This is a genomic window from Pseudomonas sp. SH10-3B (assembly GCF_019891415.1).
Lineage (GTDB): Bacteria > Pseudomonadota > Gammaproteobacteria > Pseudomonadales > Pseudomonadaceae > Aquipseudomonas.
Map to the genome: position 1 here is coordinate 34,191 of NZ_JAFLXD010000038.1, position 26,599 is coordinate 60,789.

Below are 26,599 nucleotides of genomic sequence, written 5' to 3' on the forward strand. Positions count from 1 at the left end.
AATTTGAATTTAGTTTTCCAAGTTTGTAGTGTGGCTTTAAGCCAAAGGTCAATCCGACCTTCCGCACGTAAACCACGCCCTGAATCGAGTAGAGGTATCCCCATGGTTATCTGGTTATTGGTGGGTTTCGCAGCTGCGATTGCCCTGGCGTATCGACAAGCCGCCGCCACCCTGTGGTTGGGCGCTGGCCTGGTCTGGCTGGCGATTGGTTACCTGTTCAACGTGGTGGCGGCTTTTGGTGCCACCGTCGCGGCGGTGCTGGTGGTGTTACCGGCTTTGCTCATGACCATTAAACCGCTGCGCCGCACGCTGTTGACTAGCAAGGCTCTTGGCCTGTTTCGCACGATCATGCCGGCGATGTCCGACACCGAACGCGCCGCCATCGAGTCCGGCACGGTGTGGTGGGACGCTGAGCTGTTCAGCGGTAAACCCAACTGGCAGCGCCTGCTGCAAGCCGCCCCGGCGAGCCTCAGCGCCGAGGAACAAGCCTTCCTCGACAATGAAGTGGAAACCCTGTGCGACATCGCCAACGACTGGGAAACCACCCAGGTCTGGCAGGACATGTCTCCCGAAGGCTGGCAGTACACCAAGGATGCCGGTTTTCTCGGCATGATCATTCCCAAGCAGTACGGCGGCAAAGGCTTCTCCCACTATGCGCACTCGCAGGTGGTGATGAAGCTCTCGACACGCTGTTCGGCGGCGGCGATTTCGGTGATGGTGCCCAACTCCCTGGGCCCGGCCGAGTTGCTGTTGCACTACGGCACCGACGCCCAGCGCAATTACTACCTGCCGCGCTTGGCCCGGGGCGAAGACATCCCGTGCTTTGCCCTGACCAGCCCGTATGCCGGCTCCGATGCCGGGGCGATTCCCGATCTGGGCATCGTCTGCAAAGGCACCCATGAAGGCCAGGAAGTGCTGGGCTTTCGCGTGACCTGGGACAAGCGCTATATCACCCTGGGGCCGATCGCCACGGTACTCGGCCTGGCGTTTCGTGCCGAAGACCCGGACGGTTTGCTGGGGCCGAAAGGCTCGCTGGGCATTACCTGCGCCCTGATTCCTACCTCCCATCCCGGCGTGAACAGCGGCCGTCGTCACTGGCCGCTCAACGCGGTGTTCCAGAACGGCCCGACCACCGGCAAGGATGTCTTTATCCCGCTGGAATGGGTGATCGGCGGCCGTGAGCAGGTCGGCAACGGCTGGCGCATGCTGATGGAATGCCTGGCTGCCGGCCGCGCGATTTCCCTGCCGTCGGCCAACGTTGGCCTGGGCAAGGTCGCGGTGCGCGGCACCACGGCCTACGCGGCGATGCGTAAACAGTTCGGCCTGCCCATCGGCAAATTCGAAGGCGTGCAGGCGCCGTTGGCACGCATGGCCGGACACCTGTATGCCTGCGATGCGGTGCGCAAGGTCTCGGTGGCGTCCCTGGATGCCGGTGAGAAACCCTCGGTGATCTCGGCCATCGCCAAGTACCACGTCACCGAACGCGCGCGGCTGATCGTCAACGACGGCATGGACATTGTTGCCGGCAAGGGCATCTGCATGGGCCCCAATAACTTCCTGGCCCGCGCCTACCAGCAAAGCCCCATCGCCATTACGGTGGAAGGCGCGAACATCATGACGCGCTGCCTGATCATCTTTGGCCAGGGCCTGATCCGCTGCCATCCCTATGTGTTCCGGGAAATGGAGGCCGCCCGCAACCCGGATCGGCGCAAGGCGCTGGAGGAATTCGACAGCGCGATGTTCGGTCATGTGAGCTTTGTGCTGGCCAACACCGTACGCGCGGCGGTGCATTCTCTGACCGGCGGGCGGCTGATTTCCGCACCGGCCAAGACCGACCCGGCGCTGGCAACCTACTATCGCCAGGCCAATCGTCTGTCGGTGGTGTTGGCGCTGATCTCGGATATTTCCATGGGCGTGCTGGGCGGTGCCCTCAAGCGCAAGGAAAGTATCACCGGGCGTTTGGGCGATATTCTCTCGCAGCTGTACATCCTGTCTTGCGTGCTCAAGCGCTTTGAGGACGACGGCCGGCCCCAGGCGGATCTGCCGCTGGTGCATTGGGCGGCGCAGGATGCGTTGCTGCGGGCCCATGAAGCCCTGGCCGAAGTGCTGGATAACTACCCGTCGAAAGCCGCAGCAGCTGTGGTGCGTGGCTTGAGTTTCCCGTTCGGCATTCCCCTGCACAAACCCTCGGATCGCCTGCTGGCCCAGGTGGCGGATGTGGTGCAGATCCCCGGCGAAACCCGCGACCGTCTGCTGGCCAACTCCTACATTCCGCGCCCGGAAATCGACAAGCTGGCCTACGGCGAGTTGGGTTTCCGCCTGTTGCCGCAGGTAGAACTGATCGACGCCCGACTCAAGCCAGCCATCAAGCAGGGCCTGCTCGACCCGATGCCGATCTCCGCCACGGCCTTCACCGCTTGGCGCGTCAAGGCGCGGGCGCTGGACCTGATCAGCGAAGACGAAGACGCCTTGCTGGGACGCTATGTGGAATACGCCGACCACGCTATCCAGGTGGATGACTTCCCGCAGGACTTCGGTTTGCTGGAGGCGTTGCAGCAGCGCAAGCAGGCGTTGGAGCCGGTCGCCAAGCGGCGCAGCAGCCAAAGCGAAAACGCCTCGGTCAACTAGGACAAACGCGGTCAATGTGGGATGGGGGAGGGTCCAATGCCAGTCATGTAGGGCTTGCCCCCTCCGACATGGATCGGGTTTACACGGCAAGTTTGTGTTGTGAGTGGATCTATCTATGAGTGACAGCTACCTATCGTTCGTCAATTCCCCCTGGGGCCGTCGCCTGGCCCAGGCGGTCGGTTTACCGCAACCGGTACCGTTGCAACGCCATCGCAGCGGCCAGCCTGGCCTGGCCAACCCGGTGATTGTCGCCGGGGCAGGGCGCCTGGCTGCGCAGGTGCAACAGGTGTTCAGCGCTACCGACACGGTCACTGCCACCCCGGCGACGCTCAAGGCGCCGTCCACGGTCAAGGTGCAAGGCGCGGTATTCGATGCCAGCGCTGTGGTCGACCTGAAACAGTTGGATGAGCTGTACGAGTTCTTCCACGCCAACGCCAAACGCCTCGGCCAGCACGGTCGGGTGGTGGTGTTGGGCACGGCGCCCGAACACTGCGCGGACCTGCCCCAGGCCATCGCCCAGCGTGCCCTCGAAGGTCTGGTGCGCTCGCTGGCCAAGGAGCTGCGCCGCGCGATCACCGTGCAGTTGATCTATGTCGCGCCGGGTGCCGAAGCGGCGTTGGACAGCAGCCTGCGTTTCTTCCTGTCGCGCCGCTCGGCCTACGTCTCCGGGCAGGTGGTGCGCCTGGAAAAACCGGTGGACGGCCACCCCAGCGTCAACTGGGATAAACCCTTTGCCGGCCGACGCGCGCTGGTGACCGGGGCTTCCCGTGGCATCGGCCTGGCGATTGCCCAGGTACTGGCCCGCGATGGCGCCCACGTGGTTTGCGTGGATGTGCCCCAGGCCCAGGAATCGCTGCAACAGGCGGCCGCCAGTGTGGACGGTTCGGCACTGCCATTGGACATCACGGCGGCGGATGCCGCTGCACAGCTTCAAGCCCAGGTCAGCCAATACGGCGCCTTCGACGTGGTGGTGCACAACGCCGGGATCACCCGCGACAAGACCATCGCCAAGATGACTGAAGCGGCCTGGCGCAGCGTGTTGGCTGTCAACCTTGAAGCGCCGTTGAACCTGAGCAATGCCTTGCTGGACAACCAGGGTTTGAATCCTGGAGGTCGCATCGTGTGTGTGTCGTCGATCTCCGGTATTGCCGGCAATCTCGGGCAAAGTAACTACGCCACCTCCAAGGCCGGCGTGATTGGCCTGGTGCAAGGCCTGGCGCCGCGTGCGGCGGCGGCACAGGTCACGGTGAATGCGGTGGCGCCGGGGTTTATCGAGACCCAGATGACCGCAAAGATCCCGCTGATGATTCGCGAAGCGGGGCGGCGCATGAACTCGATGTCCCAGGGCGGTCAGCCGATCGATGTGGCCGAGACCATTGCCTGGCTGGCGCACCCGGCGTCGGGCGGGGTCAACGGCCAGGTCGTGCGCGTGTGCGGCCAAAGCCTGCTGGGAGCCTGAGCCATGGACTACGTGACGCAGATTATCGACCCACCGCCTTCGCGCATGCGCCTGCTGCTGGACGGCGTGCGTGGCTTGCGCAAACCCAAGCTCGACGGCGCACCGCCGTTGCCCAAGGAGCGCCTGGTGCGCTCGGTGGTGGAATTGTCCGCCAGCGGCATCGCCGCCTATGGCCGTGCCTGTGGGTTTCGCCGCGAGCAGGGTGTGCCGCTGTCCTACCCCCATGTGCTGGCGTTCCCGCTGCACCTGATGCTGTTGACCCGTCCGAGTTTTCCGTACCCGGCCAGCGGCATGGTGCACCTGGCCAACCGCATCCGGCAGCACCAGCGCCTGCATGAAGGCCAGGCGTTGCGCCTGGAAGTCTTTTGCGAACGCTGGGTGGCCCACGCCAAGGGCCAGGCGCTGAGCATCGCCACCCGCGCCTACAGCAACGGCACCCTGGTGTGGGAAAGCGACAGCCTGTACCTGCGCCGCGAGGTGAAAAGCCCCGTCGGCGAGCTGTGGGAAGACGCGCTGGCGTTGCAGGAGGAGGGCCTGTTGCGCACCCAGCGCTGGGTGTTGCCCGCCGATCTGGGCCGGCGCTTCGCCAAGGTCTCGGGGGATTTCAACCCGATTCACACCTCGCTGATCGGCGCCAGGCTCTTCGGCTTTCGCCGCGCCATTGCCCATGGCATGTGGACCCTCGGCCGCGCATTGGCCGCTCAACAACCGCCCGCTGGCCTGGATCAGGCCGAAGCTCACTGCGACTTCAAGCTACCGATCTTTTTGCCCGGCCAGGTCGCCCTGTGGCAACACCCCGTGAGCGGCCCGCGCCGCGAATTCGAAGTGCGCAATTTCGCCGGCGACAAACCGCATATGCGCGGGCTATTTGTCTGGAATGAGAGCCCTACATGAGTGACTACAGCTTCAATCCGGCCCCGACCCGCCGCGTGGCGATCATCGGCGGCAACCGCATCCCGTTTGCCCGTTCCAACACGGTGTACGCCCACGACAGCAACCAGGACCTGTTGGTGGCGGCGCTGCAAGGCCTGGTCGACCGTTACAACCTGCACGGCCAGCGCCTGGGCGAGTTTGCCGCTGGCGCGGTGATCAAGCATTCGCGGGATTTTAACCTGGCGCGTGAGTCACTGCTGTCGACCACCTTGTCACCGCAGACCCCGGCCTATGATGTGCAGCAAGCCTGCGGTACCGGCCTGGAAGCAGCCTTGCTGGTGGCGAATAAAATCGCCCTCGGCCAGATCGAGGTGGGCATCGCCGGTGGCGCCGACACCACCTCCGACGCGCCCATCGGCATCAATGAATCCCTGCGCCACACCTTGCTCGCGGCCAACCGCGCCAAGGGCATGGGCGATAAGTTGAAGGCGCTGCTGAAGGTGCGTCCGTCGATGTTGTTCAAGCCGCTGTTGCCGCGCAATGGCGAGCCGCGCACCGGCCTGTCCATGGGCGAGCATTGCGAAGCAATGGCCCAGCGCTGGCAGATCAAGCGCCTGGCCCAGGATGAGCTGACCCTCACCAGCCACCAACGCCTGGACGCCGCGTATAAGCGCGGTTTCTTCGACGACCTGATCAGCCCCCATCGCGGCCTGGCGCGGGACAACAACCTGCGCGCCGACGCCAGCCTGGAGAAACTCGCCGGGCTGTCCCCGGCCTACGATCGCCAGAACGGCACCCTGACGGCGGGCAACTCCACGCCACTGACAGATGGCGCCTCGGTGGTGCTGTTGGCCAGCGAAGAGTGGGCGGCCGCCAATGGCTGGCCGGTGTTGGCCTACCTGCGCACGGGCGAGACGGCGGCGGTGAATTTTGTCGACGGCAGCGAAGGCCTGCTGATGGCCCCGGCCTATGCGGTACCGCGCATGCTCAAGCGTGAAGGGCTGAGCTTCGCCGACTTCGATTTCTTCGAGATCCACGAAGCGTTTGCCGCCCAGGTGCTGTGCACGCTCAAGGCCTGGGAAGACGCCGATTACTGTCGCGAACGCCTCGGCCTGGACGCGCCACTGGGGGCCATCGACCGCGCCAAAATGAACGTCAACGGTGGCTCCCTCGGCTGCGGTCACCCGTTTGCCGCCACCGGTGGCCGGCAATTGGCGGCGCTGGCCAAGGCCATTCATGAGCGGGGCGGCGGTCGCGGCCTGATATCCATCTGCGCGGCGGGCGGGCTGGGCATTACCGCCATCGTCGAAAAGTAGCGCTATCAAAAACAACAATAAGGAGACTGCCATGAACGCTATCAGCCTGGAACACACCGAACGGGTCTGGTTGAACGCTTACCTGCCCGGCGTCCCGGCGGACATCGATGCCGCTATCGAGGATTACCCGTCGCTGCGCGAGGTGTTCCTGGAGCACCTGGAGAAGTTTCGCGAGCGGGTCGCCTACGTCAGCATCGGCACCGAAATGACCTACGCCGACTGGCAGGTGCAAGGCATTGCGTTTGCCGCCTGGCTGCAGGGCCAAGGGGTGAAGAAGGGCGACCGCGTTGCGCTGATGATGCCCAACTGCTTGCAGTACCCGATCTGCTTGCTGGGCACCATCCTGGCCGGCGCGGTGGTGGTCAACGTCAACCCGTTGTACACCTCCCACGAGCTCAAGCACCTGCTCAAGGACAGCGGCGCGGAAACCGTGGTGATCTTCGAAAACTTCGCCCACACCCTGGAAAAAGTCATTGCCGGCAGCAGCGTCAAGCGCGTGGTGGTGGCCGCCATCGGCGACTTGCTCGGCACCTTCAAGGGCGCGGCGATGAACTTCATCCTGCGCCGCGTGCAAAAACAGGTGCCGGCTTTCAATCTGGCTGGTTCGGTGCGGTTCAACCAGGTGTTGAAACAGGGCCGCGCGCTCAACCACTTCCCGGTGGACATGCACCTCGATGACCTGGCCTTCCTGCAATACACCGGCGGCACCACGGGGGACGCCAAGGGCGTGATGCTCAGTCATCGCAACATCATCGCCAACCTGCTGCAGGCCAAGGCCTGGGTCGGCGACCAATTGGACCAGGACAAACAGGAAACCAACGTTACCCTGCTGCCGCTGTACCACATCTTTTCGCTGACGGTGAATTGCCTGATGTTCATGTGCCTGGGCGGGCGCAACATCCTCATCGCCAACCCTCGGGATGTGAAACGGGTGCAGATGATCCTGCGCAAGGAACGCTTCAATGGCATCGCCGGGGTCAATACGCTGTTCAACGGCCTGCTGGAGAACAAGGAGTTCTGTGCGCGGGACTTCTCCGACCTGCGCATGGTGATTGCCGGCGGCATGGCCACGCACACGGCGGTGGCCAAGCGCTGGAAGGAAGTCACCGGGCTGCCGATCATCGAAGGCTACGGCCTGACCGAATGCTCGCCGGTGGTGAGCATCAGCCCGATCAACATTGCGCGCATGCGCGAGATGGAATTCACCGGCAGCATCGGCGTCCCGCTGCCGTCGACCTGGGTGCGGTTCATGCGTGAAGACGGCGAACTGGCCGATATCGGCGAGCAGGGCGAACTGCAAGTGCGCGGTCCGCAGGTGATGCAGGGGTACTGGCAACGGCCGAAGGAGACCGCCGAGGTGCTGGATGCCGAGGGGTGGCTGTCGACCGGTGATATCGGCGTGATGGACGAACGCGGCTATATCCGCCTGGTGGACCGCAAGAAAGACATGATTCTGGTCTCGGGCTTCAACGTGTACCCCAATGAAATCGAAGACGTGGTGGCATTGCACCCCGGCGTCGGTGAAGTGGCGGCCATCGGGGTGGAAGACGGGGTGACGGGGGAGAAGGTCAAGATCATCGTGGTGCGCAAGGATCCGAACCTGACCCAGGAGCAGATTCTTGAGCACTGCCGGGAATACCTGACGGGGTACAAGGTGCCCAGGTATGTGGAGTTTCGCACTACCGAGTTGCCCAAGACCACGGTGGGCAAGGTACTGCGCCGAGCCTTGCGCTGATTTAAATGTGTGTAGGCGATCTAAATGTGGGAGGGGGCTTGCTCCCGATGGCCTTGGGTATCCACACAACTTTTCAGACCCTGACAAATCTCCCTGTGGCGAGCGGGCTTGTCCCGCGTTGGGCTGCGGAGCAGCCCCAAGTAAGAACGCTGCTGTGTGCCAGACAGCCCCGGGGTTGTGTTTTGGGGCTGCTTCGCAGCCCAACGCGGGGCAAGCCCGCTCGCCACAGTTACGATGTTCCTCCTTAACTGACTGGCGTTAGGGCTTGCCCCTCCCACAAGGGTTTTGCATTGTGCTTCAGAGCGAGTTCACGTTGACCCAGCGTTCTTCCTGGGCAGCCACGCGAATCGCCGTCGCCAGCCGCTCCACTTCCCACGCGGCTTCAAAGTCGGTGCCATCCGCGCCTTGCCCCGTCACGGCCATGATCAACTCCTGCACTTCCAGAGTCTTCAGCTCGTTGTACCCCAGCTGATGCCCCGCAGCCGGGCTGAAGGCCGCGTAGCCGGGCAGGGCAGGGCCGGCCAGCAAACGCTGGAAACCGTCCTGGCCGACACGGCACAGGCGCAGTTCATTCAAGCGTTCCTGATCGAACGCCAACGTGCCCTTCGTGCCGCTGATCTCGAAACTCAGGTGGTTCTTGTAACCGTGCTTGAGCCAACTGCTGCTCACCGTGCCGCGCGCGCCGTTGGCGAAGCGCAGCAGGGCGTGTACCTGGTCGTCCACGGCGATGGCTTTCTGCTCGGCGCTGCCTTTGACGGTCGGGCGTTGGGCGTGGACGGTCTGGGTGTCGGCACACACGCTGGTCACGTCGCCCACCAGGTAACGCGCCATCGACAGCAAGTGGCTGCCCAGGTCCGCCAGGGCGCCACCGGCATGCTCCACTTCACAGCGCCACGACCACGGTGACGCCGGGTCGGCCATGAAGTCTTCGCTGAACTCGCCCTGGAAGCTGATGATGTCGCCGAGGTCGCCCTTGGCAATCAGTTGCCGCGCCAGGCCGACCATCGGGTTGTGTTGATAGTTGTAGCCCACCCGTGTCACCACCCCCGCCGCACTGGCGGCGCGGCGCATCGCGTCGGCCTGTTCGAGGCTGACCGCCAGGGGTTTTTCGCAATACACCGCCTTGCCCGCCGCAATCGCCGCCATCGCCATGGGGTAGTGCAGGTGGTTGGGGGTGGTGATGGCCACGACGTCCACCGACGGGTCGTTGATCAGCGCCTGCCAGTCGCCGTGGGCCTGGGCAAACCCCCAGGCCGTGGCGCAGCGCTGGGCGCGTTCGGTGTCGGCATCGGCCAGGGCGGCCAGCTTGAGGTGTACCGGCAGTTCAAAAACCGCCCGGGCGTTGTTGAACGCCAGGGCATGGGCGCGGCCCATGAAGCCTGTGCCGATCAAGCCGATTCCGAGTTCACGCATAGCCGTGGTCCTTTGGATTATTGTTTTCAGGAAGGCTATTAATGGAATAAAAATTCGCATAACTCAAGATATGGAATAAAAATTCATTAATCAGTCTGGCTAATGTCCTCCTATTCAGGCATGGCTAAACGCCGCCAGTTAACAAAAGATAACGTAGCACCGATTGTCAGACGATTCGAAAGCCCGATAGGATGGCCCCTGCTTCCTCCAGGCGCTCTAGATTGCAGGTTTCAGGGCCCGGGAAGGCGAGACGACCTAACAATAATAAATGGGAGAAAGGTCTATGAGTGAGCCTGTCATGGGTTGGGTTGTTTGCCGCCCACGCGCCGCACGCAAGGTTGCGTTGCTGGCCGCAGCGCTCTCGCTGTTTGGGGCTGTCGCGTTGCCGACCGTCGTCCAGGCCGCCAGCGATACCCCTTTTGCGATTGAATCCCCCAAGGCCGCCAAAGGCCTGATGATCGATGTGGTTCATGTCGGCAAGCGCCTGGTGGCGGTCGGTGATCGCGGGCACATCCTCTATTCCGATGACCAGGGCAGTACCTGGACCCAAGCCAAGGTCCCCACCCGGCAACTGCTCACGGCGGTGTATTTCGTCGATGACAAGCAGGGCTGGGCGGTCGGCCATGATGCGCAAATCCTCGCCAGTTCCGACGGCGGCGCTACCTGGACCCAGCAATACCAGGACCTCAAGCGCGAAGCCCCGCTGCTCGACATCTGGTTCAAGGACGCCAGCCACGGCCTGGCCGTCGGCGCCTACGGTGCGCTGATCGAAACCACCGACGGCGGCAAGACCTGGGAAGACGTCAGCGACCGCCTCGACAACGAAGACCAGTTCCACCTCAACGCCATCGCCCAGATCAAGGACGCCGGCCTGTTTATCGTCGGCGAGCAGGGCAGCATGTTCCGCTCCAGCGACGACGGCCAGACCTGGGAAAAACTCGAAGGCCCCTACGAGGGTTCGCTGTTTGGCGTGATCAGCACCGCACAACCCCAAACCCTGCTGGCCTACGGCTTGCGCGGCAATCTCTACCGTTCCACGGATTTCGGCAGCACCTGGGAACAGGTCGAACTGAATGCCGCACGCGGCGCCCTGGAGTTCGGCCTGTCGGGGGCGACGTTGCTGGAGGACGGCGCCATCGTGGTCGTCGGTAACGGTGGCAGCGTGGTGGTCAGCCATGACGACGGCCAGACCTTCAGCGTGTTCAACCGCCCGGACCGCATTTCGTTATCGGCCGTCACGGCGGCAGGCAATGGCAACTTGATTCTGGTCGGGCAGGGTGGTGTTCGCGTCGCTACAGCCACTGGCGCCGAACCGACAAAACAATAAGAAGGCGGGGAAAGCATGAGCAGTCATCACAACGATAAAGCGACCTTTCTTGAGCGCCTGATCTTCAACAACCGCCCGGCAGTCATCGTGATCTGCCTGCTGGTCAGTATTTTCCTGTTCTGGCAGGCGACGTTGATTCGCCCGTCCACCAGCTTTGAAAAGATGATCCCGCTCAAGCACCCCTTCATCGAAAAGATGATGGAACACCGCAACGACCTGGCCAACCTGGGCAACACGGTGCGCATCTCGGTGGAGGCCAAGGACGGTGACATCTTCACGAAGGAGTACATGGAGACCCTGCGCCAGATCAACGACGAGGTGTTCTACATCTCGGGCGTCGATCGTTCGGGCCTCAAGTCGCTGTGGAGCCCCAGCGTACGCTGGACCGAAGTCACCGAAGAGGGCTTCGCCGGCGGTGAAGTGATCCCGCAGAGCTACAACGGCTCGGCGCAAAGCCTCGATCAACTGCGCAACAACGTGCTCAAGTCCGGCCAGGTCGGGCGCCTGGTGGCCAACGATTTCAAATCGAGCATCGTCGATATCCCGCTGCTGGAGTCCTACCCGGACCCGCAGGACCAAGGCAAGTTGCTGGCCCTGGATTACCGCAAGTTTTCCCATGAGCTCGAAGACAAGATCCGCGACAAGTTCGAAGCCCAGAACCCCAACGTCAAGATCCACATCGTCGGCTTCGCCAAGAAGGTCGGCGACCTGATCGACGGCCTGGTGATGGTGGTGCTGTTCTTCGGTGTTGCGTTCATCATCACCCTGGTTCTATTGCTGTGGTTCACCAACTGCCTGCGCAGCACCATTGCGGTGTTGAGCACCACGCTGGTGGCGGTGGTCTGGCAACTCGGCCTGATGCACTTCTTCGGCTTCGGGCTGGACCCGTATTCGATGCTGGTGCCGTTCCTGATTTTCGCCATCGGGATTTCCCACGGTGTGCAGAAGATCAACGGTATCGCCCTGCAATCCAGCGAGGCGGACAACGCGCTGACCGCCGCGCGGCGTACCTTCCGGCAACTGTTCCTGCCGGGGATGATCGCGATCCTCGCGGACGCCGTGGGCTTTATCACGCTGCTGATCATCGATATCGGCGTGATCCGCGAACTGGCCATCGGCGCGTCCATCGGCGTGGCGGTGATCGTGTTCACCAACCTGATCCTGCTGCCGGTGGCGATTTCCTATGCGGGTATCAGCAAGCGGGCCATCGCCCGGAGCAAAAAGGACGCGCACCGCGAACATCCGTTCTGGCGCCTGCTGTCGAAATTCGCCAGCCCCAAAGTCGCGCCGGTCTCGGTCCTGCTCGCGTTGGTGGCGTTTGGCGGAGGCCTCTGGTACAGCCAGAACCTGAAGATCGGCGACCTCGACCAGGGCGCGCCGGAATTGCGCCCCGACTCGCGCTACAACAAGGACAACAACTTCATCATCAGCAACTACTCCACCAGCTCCGACGTGCTGGTGGTGATGGTCAAGACCAAGGCCGAAGGCTGCTCGCGCTATGAAGCCATGGCGCCCATCGACCAGTTGATGTGGAAGATGCAGAACACCGAGGGCGTGCAGTCGGCGATCTCGCTGGTGACCGTTTCCAAGCAGATGATCAAGGGCATGAACGAGGGCAACCTGAAGTGGGAGACCCTGTCGCGTAACCCTGATGTGCTGAACAACTCCATCGCCCGTGCCGATGGCCTGTACAACAACAATTGCTCGCTGGCGCCGGTGCTGGTGTTCCTCAACGACCACAAGGCCGAAACCCTAGACCGCGCGGTGCATGCGGTGCAGGACTTCGCCAAGGAGAACAACAAGGACGGCCTGGAATTCATCCTCGCTGCGGGTAATGCCGGGATCGAAGCGGCCACCAACGAGGTGATCAAGGAATCGGAGCTGATCATCCTGATCCTGGTGTACCTGTGCGTGGCGACCATGTGCATGATCACCTTCCGCTCCTGGGCGGCAACCCTGTGCATCGTGCTACCGCTGGTGCTGACCTCGGTGTTGGGCAATGCGCTGATGGCGTTCATGGGCATCGGCGTCAAGGTCGCGACCTTGCCGGTGGTGGCCCTGGGCGTGGGGATTGGCGTGGACTACGGCATCTACATCTACAGCCGCCTGGAAAGCTTCCTGCGCGCGGGTTTGCCGTTGCAGGAAGCCTATTACCAGACGCTCAAGTCCACCGGTAAAGCCGTGCTGTTCACCGGGCTGTGCCTGGCGATTGGCGTGTGCACCTGGATCTTCTCGGCCATCAAGTTCCAGGCCGACATGGGCCTGATGCTGACCTTCATGCTGCTGTGGAACATGTTCGGTGCACTGTGGCTGCTGCCGGCACTCGCGCATTTCCTGATCAAGCCCGAGAAGCTGGCGGGGCAGAAGGGCAACTCGTTGTTTGCCCACTAAAGCGCCAGTCATGTAGGAGCGAGCTCGCTCGCGAAAAACGCCCAGGCAACGCGTTCATGCTCCATAAACGCGGTGGCCCTGAGTGCTTCGCGAGCAAGCTCGCTCCTACAAAAAGCCTTGACTCGTTTTCAGCGGGCCAGCGGCAGGAACCAGCGCTCGGCCAGTGCCTTGCCAAGCAAGCCGCGATGCACATCTACCACCGCCTGTGGGCTTTGTGCACGGGCCAGTTGCGAGTAGTAACTGACCCGGCGTTGCTCAATGGTTTTCAGGTGGGCAGCGGTGTAGTTTTCCTTGGGCGTATCGGCGGCCGGGTAGTGGAAGTGGGCGTACCACAATGGATAGCCACCCGAGTCGTTGACCGCATACTCCTGGACAAAATCCCGGCGCTCGCCGCTCAGTTGAATGCGCTCTCCGAGCAACGCCATGTTTGCGCGCTTCTGCTCGATCAGGTATTCCAGGTTGCCGTGGGTCGGTGGCAGTTCCAGGCTTAGTTGAATGCGCAGCGCCTGGCCGCGTTCACTCAGGCGCACTGCCGCCTGGCGCATGTCATTTTCCAGGGCCAGGTCAGCCGGCGTGCGGGCTTCGGCGGGTTGGGCCTGGATTGCCAGGTGCAGTTCGGTGGCCAGCTTGTCGTAGCGCACCGATTCAGACTGCAGCACCTCCTGGACTTCCTGCGGGTGCCGGGACACTTTCTTGTACTGCTCGCCGCGCAGCAGGTGTTTCTCCAGCATGCCCAGCAGCTTGCGCGCCTCACCCTTGACCAGGCTCAAACTGCGCGGCGTCAAGGGCGAAAGCGGCGGGGTCGCGTCCTTGAACTCGATCCATTGCTCGCCTCGTTGTGAATACGTGCTCAACACCTCGCCGGTGACCTCTGAACGAAGCTCGACGGTTTCCAGTGTGCCTACGGGTTTGACCTCGCCGATAAAGGTGCCCTTTTTCGCCGTGCGAATGACCTTTTTCGGCGGTTTTCCGGCGACCACCGGAGGGCGCCGGCTTGGGCGCGGGGCGGTTTGGGCGACGGGCTTGATTTCACTGGCCAACTGCTGGGCCGCTTGCTGGTACAACCCATCCACCAGCTTGACCAGCTTGGCGAAATACTCGCCGTCCAGCTCATCGGCATTCACGATGCCAACCCCCTCCAGAGCGTCCAGGCCCCGGCCGTAGTGCTCCACCAGGCTTTCCAACACGCTGATGCGTTCCTCGGCCGTCAGCTCCAGCTCGTTCAGGTCACTGTGGGTGCGCAAGTGCTCCTGCAGCGGCTCAAGGATATCGATCATCACGCTGACCAAGGCGTGACCCGGGTGCTTGTGGGTCATCAGCTCAAAGTTGCGCATCAGCAGGTCCTTGACCGCCAGGGCGCTGATTTCCTGCGGGCGTTCCCAGGTCAAGCGGCGGTAATGGTCGCTGCCGGCGGGGCCCAGTTTGAACAGTTGGTCCAGGTAGCGATCACGCACCTCAAGCCAACGGATCGAGCGTTCATTGATAGCAATCATGCTGCGGATAAACTGCTGGTAAGCGGGGAAGTCGCCAAGAATGGCTTCGGCCAGGCGTGGGGCTTTGGAGGTGAAATGAGCGTGGGTGCGGTACAGCGCGCCCCGGTCTTTCTCGGCCACCACCACATGCTTGCGCGCGTTGTTGACCATATTTTCCAACAGGCTCGCGACGGACTGTGGCGGCAGGGCGATGTCCAACTCGTTGCGTTCTTTCAGGTTGTCCAGTTGCTGCTGGTATTCCTCGGTCTGCTCTTGCAGGGCGGTGTCGAATCGCCGGCGGCTGTCAGCCAGTTGCGCCTCGCTGAAACGCGGGTCGTCAGCAGCGCGGGTCATGACCCCGAGGATCACTTCGATGCGGGTTTGCCGCGCCACCTGGCCCTGGATGAACCGTTCATAACTGTCCTGCAGCTCGCGGATGCGCTGCGCCCGCCGTTGACGTTCGGCAGCAATCCGCTTGGGTGGCAAGCCCCCGCGCAGGTGCAGGCGCGTGTCCACCGACCACACGCCTTGGGCATCGCTGCGCAGGTAAGGGCCATTCACACGTGCATCGCTCGGCATCACCACTCGGATGTCGCCCTCAGGCTCCAGTGAGACCTGCAGCCACTCGCCGTTTGCCAGCGCGTGCCATGTGTTCTCGATGAGGTAGAGGCCGCGTCGCGGTCCGTTCAATACCGGCTGGGGCAGGAGTGCCGGGCGCGGGGCCTTGAAGGTGGCCAGCCGGTTGCGTTGGGTCGGGGTCAGACGCTGGCGTGCCTGGGCAAAGCTGAAATCCAGCACGGTGTTGTCTTTCTGCGCCAGTGCTTCGGGCAGCAGGACTGCACCTTCACGAATGCTCGGCGCGGGCGGTTGCGGCCATTGCTCGGCGATCCACGGGCGCAAAGCCGAGGGCATCGCCTGCTGCTTGAGCCCCGTTGCCAGCGGCGCGGGCGTTGGGATCACCACCGGCACGGCCTCCAGTAACAGCAGTCCGAGGTTGAGCAGCAGGTCGACGGTCGCCAGCTCCCGGGCATGCGGGTCTTCGGCGGCCAGCGCCGGAATATCCTGGCCCAGGCTGGCCATCAACCCCAACAGCCAGCCGGTGAGCATGGCCGGGCCGCGCAGCAGGGGCAGCAGCAGGTTACCGAACAACAGGCTGCTGCCTTCGCGCAACACTTGCCAGCGGCTCTCGCTGTTGGACACCGACTCACGGTTGGCTTGCTCCACCAAGGCTCGCGCATGGTCACTGAACAAGTACGCCATCAGTCGCCCGGTCACCAGGCATTGGTGCAGTTCGTCGTTGATGCCATCGGCGGACAGCGTCGCCGGCGTCGGTTTGCCCAGGGGCGCAAACTCATCGCCCTGGCCGAAACGCACATAGTGGGGCTCACGGAACCCGCCGTTGGCGTAAATCGGCCGGGCCGGGTCGCTCAGCCAGGTCAAGACGCTGTTCTGCAGCGGCCCCGGTTCGGCGATGGCCTCGAACAACGCGCCGCGGCTGGCAAATTCCTGAAGGGCTTCGGCATACAACGGTCGGTACAGCACATGGGGACCGATGCGGGGGTCTTGGGCTTCGATCAGGTACATGGCGCTGACCACGTCCGGTTGGGCGCCAGGCATCTGCAGCAGGGCGAGGTGGCGGATCACCACCGGCTGCCGGTCGACCTGTTGGTCGGCGATATCATGCTCCATCACCGCCGCGACCAGGCGCGCGCCCTGAGGGCTCAGACCGCCTTGCTGTTTCAGGCTCAGTTCCAGGGCCAGCAACGGCAATTGCACGGCCTGCTGTGCGGCGAACAGCACTTCACGCTCGCGCGCCTCGCGATTGTCACCCAGCAGTTGGGCTTCCAGCAGGCGTGGGTACTGCTGACCAATGTCCACCCGCTCCACCAGGCCGCCGGCACCCATCAGGTACTCTGTGGTCAGCCATGCCGGCAAGGGCAGGCCATGCCGGTGGGCGAGGGTTACGCTGCCGCTGGGACGGCTGGACAGGTTGTCGATGGCGAGTTGGGTCAGGCTCATGCGTTCGTTGCGAGTGATCCCGACGGTTCCTGGGTAGCCGGCTGTCACGGAAAAGGTCAGCAGCAGGTCGTCGGGATGCAGGGCCGCGACGGAAGGCGCAGTCGGCACGAGCTTTTCAAACGTCACTGCATCCCCTTGCAGGGCTTGCAACAGCGCGTTGACGGTGTAGGTGTGGAGGTCGTCGATACCGCTGAACACGGTGCGGCCCGCAGCACGCTGTTTCGCTGCGGCCAGCGCCAGGGTGTAGCGGCGATAAGCGGCCTGGTCGTCGGCACTGGCACCTTGCAGCCAGGCCGGCAAATGGGTGCGCAAGGTCGCCAGGATCGGGGTGGCCGGGGCGTCACGGAAAAACCGCCCAGGGTCGGTGATCTCGTTATACAACGCCTGCCACACCCTGAAGGGCTGGCCGGTTGGCAGGCTCAGGTTGCCGAGGTCTTCGAGCTGGCGGTTGAGGATCAACGAGGCCTGGTGCTCGAAAAGATCGCCGTCGGGCTCATAGCGTTGCAGCACGATATCGTCGACCTGGTACTGATGGCCCAGGCGTTGGCCCACGGTCTGGATCAGTGCATCCATGTTGGCGAATACCTCGATACCCGTCTGCGGGCTGCACAGCAACACCGACACCTTGCCGTTGAGCGCGCGGGCCAGCACCAGCTGCGGACCCAGCAGGCTGACACTGTGCGCCTCGCGCTTGAGGGTGGCCTCGAGCCCGTAGGCGAACACCGCACCTTCGCGATGGCGAGCGAGGCGGGGCTCGCGCTCAGGGGTGGTCAATAACTGGTCGAGGGTCTCGCGGGCCGTGTGATCCAGGTCGGCCTGGCTCAGGGCGGCGGCGCGCAAGGTGTCCTTCAATACATCGGCCAGCCAGCGCCAGTGGCCAGCATCCCAATAGGCCGCCAGGGCGTTTTGCAGTGCGATGGGCAAGGTCTGGGGGATTTCGCCCACCAGCTTGGCGATGACCTGCATATCGAGTTTTTCCTGGGTCAAACCCGGGAGTTTCAGGCGCTTGGGTGGTTCGTCGGAGAGGTACCAGGCCAGGTTGCCGACATCGCTGAAGTCCAGCGGCGTGCCGCTGGCCAGGGCGTCCTGGACCACCGGCATAAACGGTTGCAGCAACCAACTGCGGCGTTGCGGCCTCGCCAGACGCGTGCGGCTCAGGTCCAGCGTCAGGCTGGGGTAGCTGGCGCTGATGGCGGTGGCGAGTTGCTGGCGAATCACGCTTTCCAGCAGGGGGCGATCAGCAAAGCGCGCGCTGACGGCGTGCGCAATAGAGTCATGGGATTGCATAAACATCCTTTTGGCAATTCAATGCCATTCATGGCAGGTTCTAGGCGGGCTGCAGGCTCAGGAACAGGCGCTGGTCCAGCGGCGCGGTGATCGGGTTGTACAGGTTGCGCGCGATGGTGCGGCTGTCGGGCCCGGCCTGGGCGAGTAAATCCTTGAGGGTGATAAAGCGGTGTTCGGGGCGTTTGAGGTGAGCCTTGGTGTACTCAGCCGCCGGTGCGCCGACACGCGCGTAGTGAAAATGTGCGTACCACAGCACCGTGAGCGCGTTTTTCTCGCGCACCGCAAACTCGCTCACATAGTCGCCGGCGGCGGTGCGTTGCGGGCCGTGGACCAGGCCGATATCCACGGCGGCGTGGGTGCGCAGGTAGTCGATATTTTCCTGGCGCGGCCGCTGTGCCTTGAGCCCTTCGATGCAGTGTTGCCGACCTTGGTTGCGCAGCTCGCCGGCACGTTGGCGCAGGCGCTCCACCGTCTGTGGCTCCTGGTGCTGTCGGTGGATCTCATCGGCAATCGACTCGATGCGCTGGGCCTGATACTGGAGCATGTCGTCCCAGTCGTGGGGGTTGAGGTCGTCGCGGCGCAGTGGGTCCTTGAGTTTGCTTTTCTGGAACTTGATGGAACTCTCGATCGAGCCGACGTCGTCCAGTAACTGCTGGGCCTGGGTGCGTAAGCTGGCCAGGGAACGGGCCGGGGCGGGGGCTACCGGGTGGCTGGGCTTGGCCTCAACGATCTCGACCCACCCTTCTCCTGGGTGTTCGATGAAGCGGCCACTGGGCTGCTGAGTGATCGGGTTGCGGGTGATGATGGTGGTGAAGGGCGTGTCTGCGTCAGGCGCTTGCAACTCGCCGACCAGTGCACCCTTGTCCCGGGACTTGAATACCCGCTTGCCCGGCGCGGCGATTTTCAGGCGCTTGAGTGCACCGGTTTGCGGCGGCAGGAACTCATCCTCGCGCAACACCTCGGCCAAGTCAGCCTCGGCCGCGCTGCGTACGGTCTCGAGGCGTTCGATCAGCAGCGGCATATAACGCGGCATGACCAACGGGGAATTGATGTCCGTCAGCGCGCGGTAGATCTGCAGGCGCCGGCTGTAATGGTCAATCAGATTGAGCAGCACCGCCTTGCGTTCGGCGGCGGTGAAGCCCTCGGTGCTCAGTAGTTCAAGGTGGGTGTCCACCCTTGAGGACTCGATGGTGTGCAGCAGTCGTTGGTTCTGGAAGAAATGCAGCTCTTCTGCGGTGGTCGGTTCGAATGCCAGGTCGATGCTCAACAGTGACAGCAGATCCAGGCTTTCCAGCGTCCCGCTCACGCTGTTGTAGAAGCGCCGGTGGGGCTCTGCGCCGAGGTACTTCAAACGCTCTGCCGGCCCGCTCTTGAGGTCGCCGGCGAGTGTTTCGAGAAGGTTTTCGATGTCGATCACCGCCTCTAAATGCCGCTCACTGGCGGCAAAGTTGGTTTGCACCAGGTCGTAGACATACCGTATGGCCTGGGCGTCGCCCGGCCCGCCGGCCAGCTCGCTGAGGGATTCACCCTGGTCAGAGACGAAAGTGCTTCGGTGCAAGGCATCCCGGAAAGCAACGCGTAACTCGTCACTGGCCAGCATGCTTGTGTATTGCTCCAGCGCATTGGCTTCATAGTCGAACTTGCCGTCCGCCACCTTGATTTGCCGGTAGGCCTCCAGCAGGTCGCGGCGCTGCTGCTGTTGGGGGCCGGCGGTGCGTTCGAAGCGCTCCAGCAGCACCTGGAAACTCACCTTGGCCTGGGCCCTGGAGCGCGCGGTGGTGGCGTGCGCCTGCATAAGCACCGGGTTGTCCGGCGACGCCCGCAGCGCTCTGTGGGTGACCAGCAGTTGCTGGTCGAGGGTTTCAAGCAGGGTCTTGGCGGGGAATATCCCGTCGATAAAGCTCAGTTGCTCGCCGCTGACCGCCGCGATCAGGCCTTCAATGCGGTGGGCGTTCTCCCGTGCCTGGGCGCGTTGTTGTTCAATCTGTGCCAGTTTGGCCTTGAGCCGGTTCTTGGGCCCGCCACCGCGCAGTTTCAAACCCAGCTCCAGTGACCAGTGGCCCTGGCCATCAGTCTTGAGCTCAAAGCCTGGATGCAGAGGTTTTTGCGGATGCACGATAAACACGGCATCCGTTTCTGCATCGATCTTCACTTGGAACAGCAAGCCGGCCACGGAGGCATGCCAGCGCTGGCCGATCGCATACAAACCACGGTGCGGGCCAACTTGCACCGGCGAAGGCGCGGGCACCGGCCAGGCCACGTGGAGTTCGCGCAGGGCATCCAGCAGGCGTCGGCGTGAGGCATCGCGGGCGTTGGAATGTACGAAGTCCACCTGCGTGTTGTCGCCGGCCACCGGCTCCGACGGCAGGCCCACCGGGCCTTGCTCTATCAACGTCGGCAGCGAGGGTTCAGTGCGTATCCTCGCGGCGGGGATGCGCGGGGCGATCTCGGTAGGAGAGGCCACGTGCAACACCAACAAGCCGATATTCAACAGCACATCGACCCAGGCCAGTTCACGGGCGGCCGCGTCATCACTTCGCAGGCCGGTGATGTCGTGCTTGAGGCTGACGGCCAGTTGCAGGATCCAGCCCGCGGCCATCGCCGGGCCGCGCAACAGCGGCATCAACAGCGCGTTGAACAGCAACCAGCCGCCTTCCAGCAGCACCGCCCAGCGGCTTTCGGCATTCGATACCGAGTCTCGGTCGGCCAGGTCCACCAGGGCCCGGGCATTGCTGCCGTACAGGTATTGCGTCAGGTTGCCGGACGCCAGTGATTGCGCGAGGGAGCCCGGCACTTCGCCGCCATTGGGGTCCTGCGCCAACTGCGCGGGCGGCGGTGCGGGCCACTGTACGGTGTCGTCGCCCTGGCCGAAGCGCAGGATATGCGGGCTATGAAAGCCACCATGGCTGTAGATCGGCCGCGCCTTGTCCGTCAGCCAGGCCAGCACACTGTCCTGCAGGGCGCCTGGCTCGGCAATGGCGTCGAACAGCGCCTGGCGGCTGGCGAACTGCCGCAACGCGTCCTGGTACAACGGCCGATAGAGCAGGTGCGGGCCGCTGCCCGAGGCACGGGGCTCGATGATAAACATATGGGCGACGATGTCCGGCAGCGCACCGGGAGCCCGGGCGAAGGCCAGCGGACGGATGACGATGTCCTGGCCATCCACCACCCGCCCGGGTGCGCTGCGCTGCAGCACGGCCTTGACGTAGCGATACCCCTCGAAGGTGAAGCCGTGTTCCCGGCGCATCGTGTGTTCCAGGGCCTGGCGTGGCAGTTGCACCTCCAGTTGCTCGCCAAACAGCGTTTCGCGTTCGCGTATCTCGGGGCTGTCGCCCAGCAGCAGTTCGCGGATCGTTTGTGGGTAGTGGCGGCCAATGTCCACCTGGCGAATCAGCCCCGGTGTGCTACTTAACAGGCCTTTCTCCCCCAGCACATAGTCTTCGTTGAGCCAGGCGGGCAGGGCTGCGCCCGAGGTGTCGTGCAGGGTCAGGCGCCCCTGTGGCGCGGCGGCGAGGTTATTGATCGCCAATTCGCTGAGGCTCATGCTCACCGGCGCCAGGTAGCCGCCGTGCAGATCGCCCACTGGCACATGAAAGGTCAGTTGCAGATTGCCGGGTTCCACGCTGGACTCGGGATGATCGCGGCGCATCTGTTCGCGCAAGCTGCGCAGGGTGAAGTCCTGCAGGCTCTCGATGCCGTCTGCAAACGACGCGCCGCCGGTTTGTCGCTGCACCCGCGCCTGGTCCACCAGCGCCTGGCGATAGGCAAAGCGCTGGTCGGCGCTGGCCGTTTTCAGCCAGTCAGGCAGCGCTGTGCGAATGCGTTCCTGGTGCGTCGGGTCGGGGGCCGGCGCGTCGACGAACATCGGTACCGGGTCGGTGGCGTCGGCGAAGCGTTGCTCCAGGGCGCGTACACCGTCAGCGGCAGGCAGATGGATGGCGTCGAGGTCGTCCAGTTGCTGGTTAAGCAGCAGAGCGGCCTGGATGTCGAACACGTTGCCGTCAGGCTCGTAGTGCTTGACCAGGATCTTGTCGGCCAGCAACCCGCCAGCCAGGCGTTGGCCCCAGGCCTGATTGAACGCGTCCAGTGAGGCAAAGCCTTCCACATTGCCCGAGGCCTGGCACAGCAGCACCTGGTTGGCTTGCACCAACAGCAGGTCGGTGCTCAGCAGGCGTGTGGTGCGGCCCTGGTGGATCACACAACCTTCCAGGCAGTAGGCGCGCACGGTCTGGCGTTCGCGACGATCCGGTTGCCGGCTCACGGCGTACAGCATGTCCTGGGCGGGTCCAGCCGGCAGCAGGCTGGCGCTGCTGTTGAGGTTGTCGGCCAGCAGGTCGCCGAGCCATTGCCAGCGGCTGGCACCGGTGTCGCCGGCGCCGTTCCAATACGTGTTCAGGGCGTCTTGAAAGCCGACGGGCAGGGTAGCGGGCAGGTCCGTAATCAACTGTTCGATAATCGCCATGTCCGGTTCGCGAGGACCGTCGGTGTCATAGGTCAAGCGCGCCGGTGGGCGCTGGGAGAGGAAGCAGCGGCGCTCGTCGATCGCCTCGGTGAGGTTCAACGGCGTGCCGTTGCCCAGGTAGTCGAGGACCACATCGGTCAGTCGCCGCAGGTCCCAGCCGCGCCGCTGGTTGGGGATCGCCAGCTTGACGGTGGAGATGTCCAGCACCAGCGACGGGAATTGTTCCAGCAGGCGTTCATGCAATTGGCGTTCGAGCACCTGGCGCAACGTAGGGCGCCCGGCAAACTGTTGGGCCACCGCCATGGCCTGGGTGTTGCTGCGATGGGGGAGCAGCAGGGGGGCGGATAAAGTGTCCGGCATCAGCGAATCCATTCTGTGGAGGGTCAGCCCTCAGAATGGCAAGCCGTGGTTGGCCGGGTGCGGTAGCCCGTTAACGCGACACGACGCCGGCCATGGATTGGCCTATCATCAACGTTTTTTCCCGTGATGAATGATCCTGATGACTGCCGCCTCCCTGCTTACTGAACTTCACGCCAGCGACATGCTCGAAATCGACGGCCTGCATGCCTTTGATTTCACCCTCGACGATCAAAAACTGTCGATCATCTCCATGGACGGCCGCGTTGAGAAACGTTGGTCTTTCAGCCTGGCGCAAGTGCAGGCCGCCACCTTTGATGACGCGTTGCAAAGTTGGACCCTCACCGGTGATTCGGGCGAGCACCGCCTGGTGTGCATGGCCGCCTTCACCGGCAACAATAACGACGAGGAAGACGAGCATGATGATGCGTAAATTCTGGCCCTTGCTGATGGCCGGCAGTGTCGGCGCGATGTCGGTACAGGCCGCGCCGGCCGACACCTACGAACTGCTGGTGGGCAGCTACACCGCTGGCACCAGCCAAGGGATCTACCGCCTGCAGTTTGACAGCCGTACCGGCCATTTCCAGGGCCAGCCGGTGCTGGCGGCGAAGGCGGCCAACCCGTCGTGGCTGACCGTGTCCAAGGACCAGAAGCACTTGTTCGTGGTCAACGAAAACGGCCCGGGCCAGAAAGACCCGGTTGGCCGCGTGAGCAGCTACAGCATCGATCCGCAGAACCATCAGCTCACCCTGGTCAACCAGGTACAGAGCCTGGGCAACGAGCCGACTCACTCCAGTGTGGCGGCTGATGGGCGTTACCTGTTCGTTGCCAACTATTCGGTGCTGCAGGATCCGGGCGGCAGCCTGGCCATCCTGCCGGTGGATGCCGAGGGCAAGCTGTCGGCACCGGTGCAGTTGAGCGGGCACCCGGCGAGCCGTGTAAACCCTGAGCGCCAGGCCTCCAACCATGTGCATTCGGTGGTGTCGTCGCCGGATGGCAAGTATGTGTTTGTGCAGGACCTGGGGGCAGACAAGATCTTTGCCTACCGCTACGACCCCAAGGCCAACCACGAGCTGCCGCTGACGCCCGCCGATCCGGCCTTTGTGCAATTGCCGCCGGGCAGCGGCCCGCGTCATCTGCTGTTCAGCGCCGATGGCAAACATGCCTGGGCAACCACTGAGATGAGCGCCCAGGTCGCTGTATTCGATTACACCGATGGCAAGCTCACGCAAACCCAACTCGTGGAGTTCGCCGCCGGGCAACCGGTATCCGACAAGGCCGGCGCCGCGCTGCACGCATCCAGCGATGGCAAGTTCCTGTATGTGAGCAATCGCGGCACCGCCAACCAACTGCTGGTGTTCAGCATCGACCCGGCCACCGCGCACCTCAAGGAGTTGCAGCGGCGGTCGGTGGAAGGCGACCACCCACGGGAGTTCAGCCTGGATCCGAGCGGCAGGTTCCTGCTGATCGCCAACCAGAAAAGCAATGAAATCGTGGTGGTTGAACGCGACCCGAAGACCGGCCTGCTGGGTAAAACCGTGCAGAAACTGGCGATTGATGCCCCCAGCGACCTCAAGTTCCTGGTGCGTCAATAAGCCACAGGCCCCGCCGTGCGGGGCCTGACTCGTTGTATTAATTGTATTAATAGCGGCTACTGTTTCAAAGCATTTCTAAGGTTCAACCCTCGGGCGTAAGTTGGGTTCCAAGGCCTTCCCCGGCCACCCAACCAAACGCACACAAGGGTTACCGACATGAATTTGAATCTCTTCTCCATCATCGCCGCCTCCGCCGTTTCCGCCACCGTGGCTTTGCCTGCTGCCGCCAGCGTGGACGTCACCGGCAAAAAATCCAGCACCAGTGCCTACACCCAGAAATACCTGCAACAAAGCGCCAATTTCTATGCGGCCCTGGATCACAAGACCCAGCGCTGATCTGGCACAACCTCATCAATCAACTGATGGTCAGTACGCGCCGCAGTGATTCGTTCAGGTCGACCGCTCGTGCGCGAGTGAAGTTGGTCGAGATGACGTAATACAGCTGCGGCCGGTAGCCCTTGAACGGTTGCAATTGCGCACGGTAGATCAAGCGCTTGACCGGCGAGCCTTCGGGCCAGGCCTGGCCGACTTCCAGTGTTTCGATATGCAGGATGATATCGTTCAGCGACTTCACATAGCGCAGGATCAACGAAATCTTGTCGGTGGGTTGGCGCCAGGCGTAATAGGGAATGCTCACAACCACATGCTCGGGATTATCAGCAATGAAATCCGTGGGATAGCCTTCGACAGATGGTGCCTCCAGACGAACAATCGATCCTCTGACTTCTGCGTTGGTTTTCTTGGAATAGACCTCGAAGGGAGGACCGGACTTTCGCAAAACGAAGCTGGTCTCCACCCTGCCTGCCGCAGCAGCGCGCACGTCGAGGTAGTCGATGAGGACTGAGTGCGGCCTGCCTGGCGTGGCGATTGGGACGAATTTGTGCACGATCTTCATGCCGCCTTTGGGCGGGTAGGAGCGGAACATTACATCGTACAGGTCACCCCTGAGGCCGACATTGGGCGGGGTGAACATCTGCAATTCCAGCGGTTGCTCGCCGAGCACTTCCAGGTCGATATAGCCCAGTGGCCCACCGTTCACGATGATCGGGCCATCAGTTTTGGTCATGTCCAGGTTGACTGACACATGCGCAGTTGCTGAGCCTGGCGTGGAGATATTCCCCACAAGGTCGACGACCTCAATCCACACGTTCAAGCGGTCACTATCACCCGCTTCGACAATGTCCTGGTAGGTAACGTGGAGCACCGTTGGCGTCACCTCGCCGCCGACGTTTTTGGTCAGGGTGATCGATCCCCAGTGGAGAATCACCTGGTCGTTGGGGTTGCGGTTGGGATAAGGCAGGAGGGACACGGTCACGCCTTCGGCAGCATTGCCGGGGACAATCACCGTCGTTGAAAGACTGAATTTCAGCTCTGAATGCCCCGGCTCCATTTGATCGTGATCGTCCCCGCCCGGGAGGCTGGTTTTGACCAACGTCACCAGCGGGTAGGAGATGCCGTATTCGGCGCCACCCCCATAGTGAACGACATACACCAGTGCATATTTCCCATCTCGCAGGTTCTTTTGATCTGCGGAAAAGAAGTAGCTGTTGCGCTGCTCCTCGCCCGGCAGAAGCTGCTTGACTGCAAGGACTTCCACCGTTCCTGTGTTGAGCAGCTTGCCGACGGTAATGACATCGCCCGTCTTGGCATCCCAGTTTTTATCCACCTGTATCGTCATGCCTGACTCGAACAGCCATTTGGGGACACCTGCCTCGTAGCCTGGGACGTTCTCGCTCATACCGGGGATGTAGAGTCGATCCAGGTTTTTCGGTTTTTTTTGTTTGTCGAGTCTCAAGAGGGTATTGGGTTCGGGCGGTGTCTTGTCCGGTGCGGCAGGCGGTTTTTTGGCTGGCATGATCGCGCTCCTGATCGAAAACGTCGCACGTAGCTGCAAGCATTCGTGCTGTTTGAGCCATCAAACATCTGAATCCTTCTGTTGGCTACTGTCAGAATTAACAGGTGCTGACGATGGCGCCGCCAGTGGCTCGGCAGTTTCAGGAATCGCTTCGCCACCTGTTAATTCTGACAGTAGCCAATCAATCTCTTCAGGCGTTTGATAGGGGAAACCTCCAGTCGAACGCGGAAGGACTGTCGCCATGGCCAAGAAAAAAACCTCCCCAAAGGCGCTGTTGCCGCCCATTTACGTACCGCTTCTTGAACCGCCTGTCGACGGCGATACCGAGGGCGCGCATGGGGGGATTGGCCTGCGGCATACAGAAAGCGACTTGGTCGTTTACCTGCATAACCCGAAAGACGGTGTCAGCC

The 26,599-nt window shown here is 62.8% G+C and carries 14 protein-coding genes; 10 read left to right on the plus strand and 4 right to left on the minus strand.

Annotation, left to right across the window (positions count from 1 at the left end; all coding sequences use genetic code 11):
• The first annotated feature begins 102 nt into the window (after positions 1 to 102).
• The 5 genes from J1G35_RS23480 (at position 103) to J1G35_RS23500 (ending at position 8,011) form a co-directional block, all read left to right on the plus strand.
• On the plus strand, positions 103 to 2,628 hold the full coding sequence (locus J1G35_RS23480) for an acyl-CoA dehydrogenase (protein WP_223016141.1): 2,526 nt from the start codon (positions 103 to 105) through the stop codon (positions 2,626 to 2,628).
• 115 nt (positions 2,629 to 2,743) lie between these two features.
• Positions 2,744 to 4,087 carry a 3-oxoacyl-ACP reductase gene (locus J1G35_RS23485; RefSeq protein WP_223016142.1) on the plus strand — a complete coding sequence of 448 codons (1,344 nt, stop codon included), beginning with the start codon at positions 2,744 to 2,746 and terminating at the stop codon, positions 4,085 to 4,087.
• Between the two features lie 3 nt (positions 4,088 to 4,090).
• Positions 4,091 to 4,981, plus strand: coding sequence for a MaoC/PaaZ C-terminal domain-containing protein (locus tag J1G35_RS23490; protein WP_223016143.1), 891 nt, complete (start codon positions 4,091 to 4,093; stop codon positions 4,979 to 4,981).
• Entirely contained in the window at positions 4,978 to 6,276 is a 1,299-nt protein-coding gene (locus tag J1G35_RS23495; RefSeq protein ID WP_053133979.1) for an acetyl-CoA C-acetyltransferase, read from the plus strand. The genes J1G35_RS23490 and J1G35_RS23495 overlap by 4 nt, the downstream gene beginning before the upstream one ends.
• Positions 6,277 to 6,307: 31 nt before the next feature.
• Positions 6,308 to 8,011 (plus strand): AMP-binding protein, encoded by a 1,704-nt coding sequence (locus J1G35_RS23500; RefSeq protein ID WP_223016144.1) that lies wholly within the window; start codon positions 6,308 to 6,310, stop codon positions 8,009 to 8,011.
• A gap of 297 nt (positions 8,012 to 8,308) precedes the next feature.
• Here J1G35_RS23500 and J1G35_RS23505 read toward each other — a convergent pair whose 3' ends face one another.
• Positions 8,309 to 9,424 carry a Gfo/Idh/MocA family oxidoreductase gene (locus tag J1G35_RS23505; RefSeq protein WP_223016145.1) on the minus strand — a complete coding sequence of 372 codons (1,116 nt, stop codon included), beginning with the start codon at positions 9,422 to 9,424 and terminating at the stop codon, positions 8,309 to 8,311.
• Between the two features lie 298 nt (positions 9,425 to 9,722).
• Between J1G35_RS23505 and J1G35_RS23510 the strand changes: the two genes are divergently transcribed.
• Positions 9,723 to 10,751 carry a YCF48-related protein gene (locus J1G35_RS23510; protein WP_223016151.1) on the plus strand — a complete coding sequence of 343 codons (1,029 nt, stop codon included), beginning with the start codon at positions 9,723 to 9,725 and terminating at the stop codon, positions 10,749 to 10,751.
• 15 nt (positions 10,752 to 10,766) lie between these two features.
• Positions 10,767 to 13,142 (plus strand): RND family transporter, encoded by a 2,376-nt coding sequence (locus tag J1G35_RS23515; RefSeq protein ID WP_053133968.1) that lies wholly within the window; start codon positions 10,767 to 10,769, stop codon positions 13,140 to 13,142.
• 128 nt (positions 13,143 to 13,270) lie between these two features.
• On the opposite strand, the gene J1G35_RS23520 is transcribed toward J1G35_RS23515, so the two are convergent.
• Positions 13,271 to 17,920, minus strand: coding sequence for a hypothetical protein (locus tag J1G35_RS23520; protein WP_223016146.1), 4,650 nt, complete (start codon positions 17,918 to 17,920; stop codon positions 13,271 to 13,273).
• Positions 17,921 to 17,960: 40 nt separating this feature from the next.
• Entirely contained in the window at positions 17,961 to 22,742 is a 4,782-nt protein-coding gene (locus J1G35_RS23525) for a DUF6543 domain-containing protein (RefSeq protein ID WP_223016147.1), read from the minus strand.
• 139 nt (positions 22,743 to 22,881) lie between these two features.
• Between J1G35_RS23525 and J1G35_RS23530 the strand changes: the two genes are divergently transcribed.
• The 3 genes from J1G35_RS23530 to J1G35_RS23540 all read left to right on the plus strand — a co-directional run bounded on the left by J1G35_RS23530 (position 22,882) and on the right by J1G35_RS23540 (position 24,670).
• Positions 22,882 to 23,172, plus strand: coding sequence for a DUF5629 family protein (locus J1G35_RS23530; RefSeq protein ID WP_053134006.1), 291 nt, complete (start codon positions 22,882 to 22,884; stop codon positions 23,170 to 23,172).
• Positions 23,159 to 24,334: a lactonase family protein gene (locus J1G35_RS23535; protein ID WP_223016148.1), complete on the plus strand. Its 1,176-nt coding sequence runs from the start codon at positions 23,159 to 23,161 to the stop codon at positions 24,332 to 24,334. Before J1G35_RS23530 ends, J1G35_RS23535 begins: the two co-directional genes overlap by 14 nt.
• A gap of 156 nt (positions 24,335 to 24,490) precedes the next feature.
• Positions 24,491 to 24,670 carry a hypothetical protein gene (locus J1G35_RS23540; RefSeq protein WP_053133957.1) on the plus strand — a complete coding sequence of 60 codons (180 nt, stop codon included), beginning with the start codon at positions 24,491 to 24,493 and terminating at the stop codon, positions 24,668 to 24,670.
• A gap of 19 nt (positions 24,671 to 24,689) precedes the next feature.
• Here J1G35_RS23540 and J1G35_RS23545 read toward each other — a convergent pair whose 3' ends face one another.
• Positions 24,690 to 26,189 (minus strand): hypothetical protein, encoded by a 1,500-nt coding sequence (locus tag J1G35_RS23545; RefSeq protein WP_223016149.1) that lies wholly within the window; start codon positions 26,187 to 26,189, stop codon positions 24,690 to 24,692.
• Positions 26,190 to 26,599 lie beyond the last annotated feature (410 nt).

Excerpts from the sequence above, each read along its gene's own strand:
- J1G35_RS23540 (WP_053133957.1), top strand. The coding sequence starts at position 24,491 with ATGAATTTGAATCTCTTCTCCATCATCGCCGCCTCCGCCGTTTCCGCC.
- J1G35_RS23545 (WP_223016149.1), bottom strand. The coding sequence starts at position 26,189 with ATGCCAGCCAAAAAACCGCCTGCCGCACCGGACAAGACACCGCCCGAA.
- J1G35_RS23515 (WP_053133968.1), top strand. The coding sequence starts at position 10,767 with ATGAGCAGTCATCACAACGATAAAGCGACCTTTCTTGAGCGCCTGATC.
- J1G35_RS23495 (WP_053133979.1), top strand. The coding sequence starts at position 4,978 with ATGAGTGACTACAGCTTCAATCCGGCCCCGACCCGCCGCGTGGCGATC.
- J1G35_RS23510 (WP_223016151.1), top strand. The coding sequence starts at position 9,723 with ATGGGTTGGGTTGTTTGCCGCCCACGCGCCGCACGCAAGGTTGCGTTG.
- J1G35_RS23500 (WP_223016144.1), top strand. The coding sequence starts at position 6,308 with ATGAACGCTATCAGCCTGGAACACACCGAACGGGTCTGGTTGAACGCT.
- J1G35_RS23530 (WP_053134006.1), top strand. The coding sequence starts at position 22,882 with ATGACTGCCGCCTCCCTGCTTACTGAACTTCACGCCAGCGACATGCTC.
- J1G35_RS23520 (WP_223016146.1), bottom strand. The coding sequence starts at position 17,920 with ATGCAATCCCATGACTCTATTGCGCACGCCGTCAGCGCGCGCTTTGCT.
- J1G35_RS23480 (WP_223016141.1), top strand. The coding sequence starts at position 103 with ATGGTTATCTGGTTATTGGTGGGTTTCGCAGCTGCGATTGCCCTGGCG.
- J1G35_RS23525 (WP_223016147.1), bottom strand. The coding sequence starts at position 22,742 with ATGCCGGACACTTTATCCGCCCCCCTGCTGCTCCCCCATCGCAGCAAC.
- J1G35_RS23485 (WP_223016142.1), top strand. The coding sequence starts at position 2,744 with ATGAGTGACAGCTACCTATCGTTCGTCAATTCCCCCTGGGGCCGTCGC.
- J1G35_RS23490 (WP_223016143.1), top strand. The coding sequence starts at position 4,091 with ATGGACTACGTGACGCAGATTATCGACCCACCGCCTTCGCGCATGCGC.
- J1G35_RS23535 (WP_223016148.1), top strand. The coding sequence starts at position 23,159 with ATGATGATGCGTAAATTCTGGCCCTTGCTGATGGCCGGCAGTGTCGGC.
- J1G35_RS23505 (WP_223016145.1), bottom strand. The coding sequence starts at position 9,424 with ATGCGTGAACTCGGAATCGGCTTGATCGGCACAGGCTTCATGGGCCGC.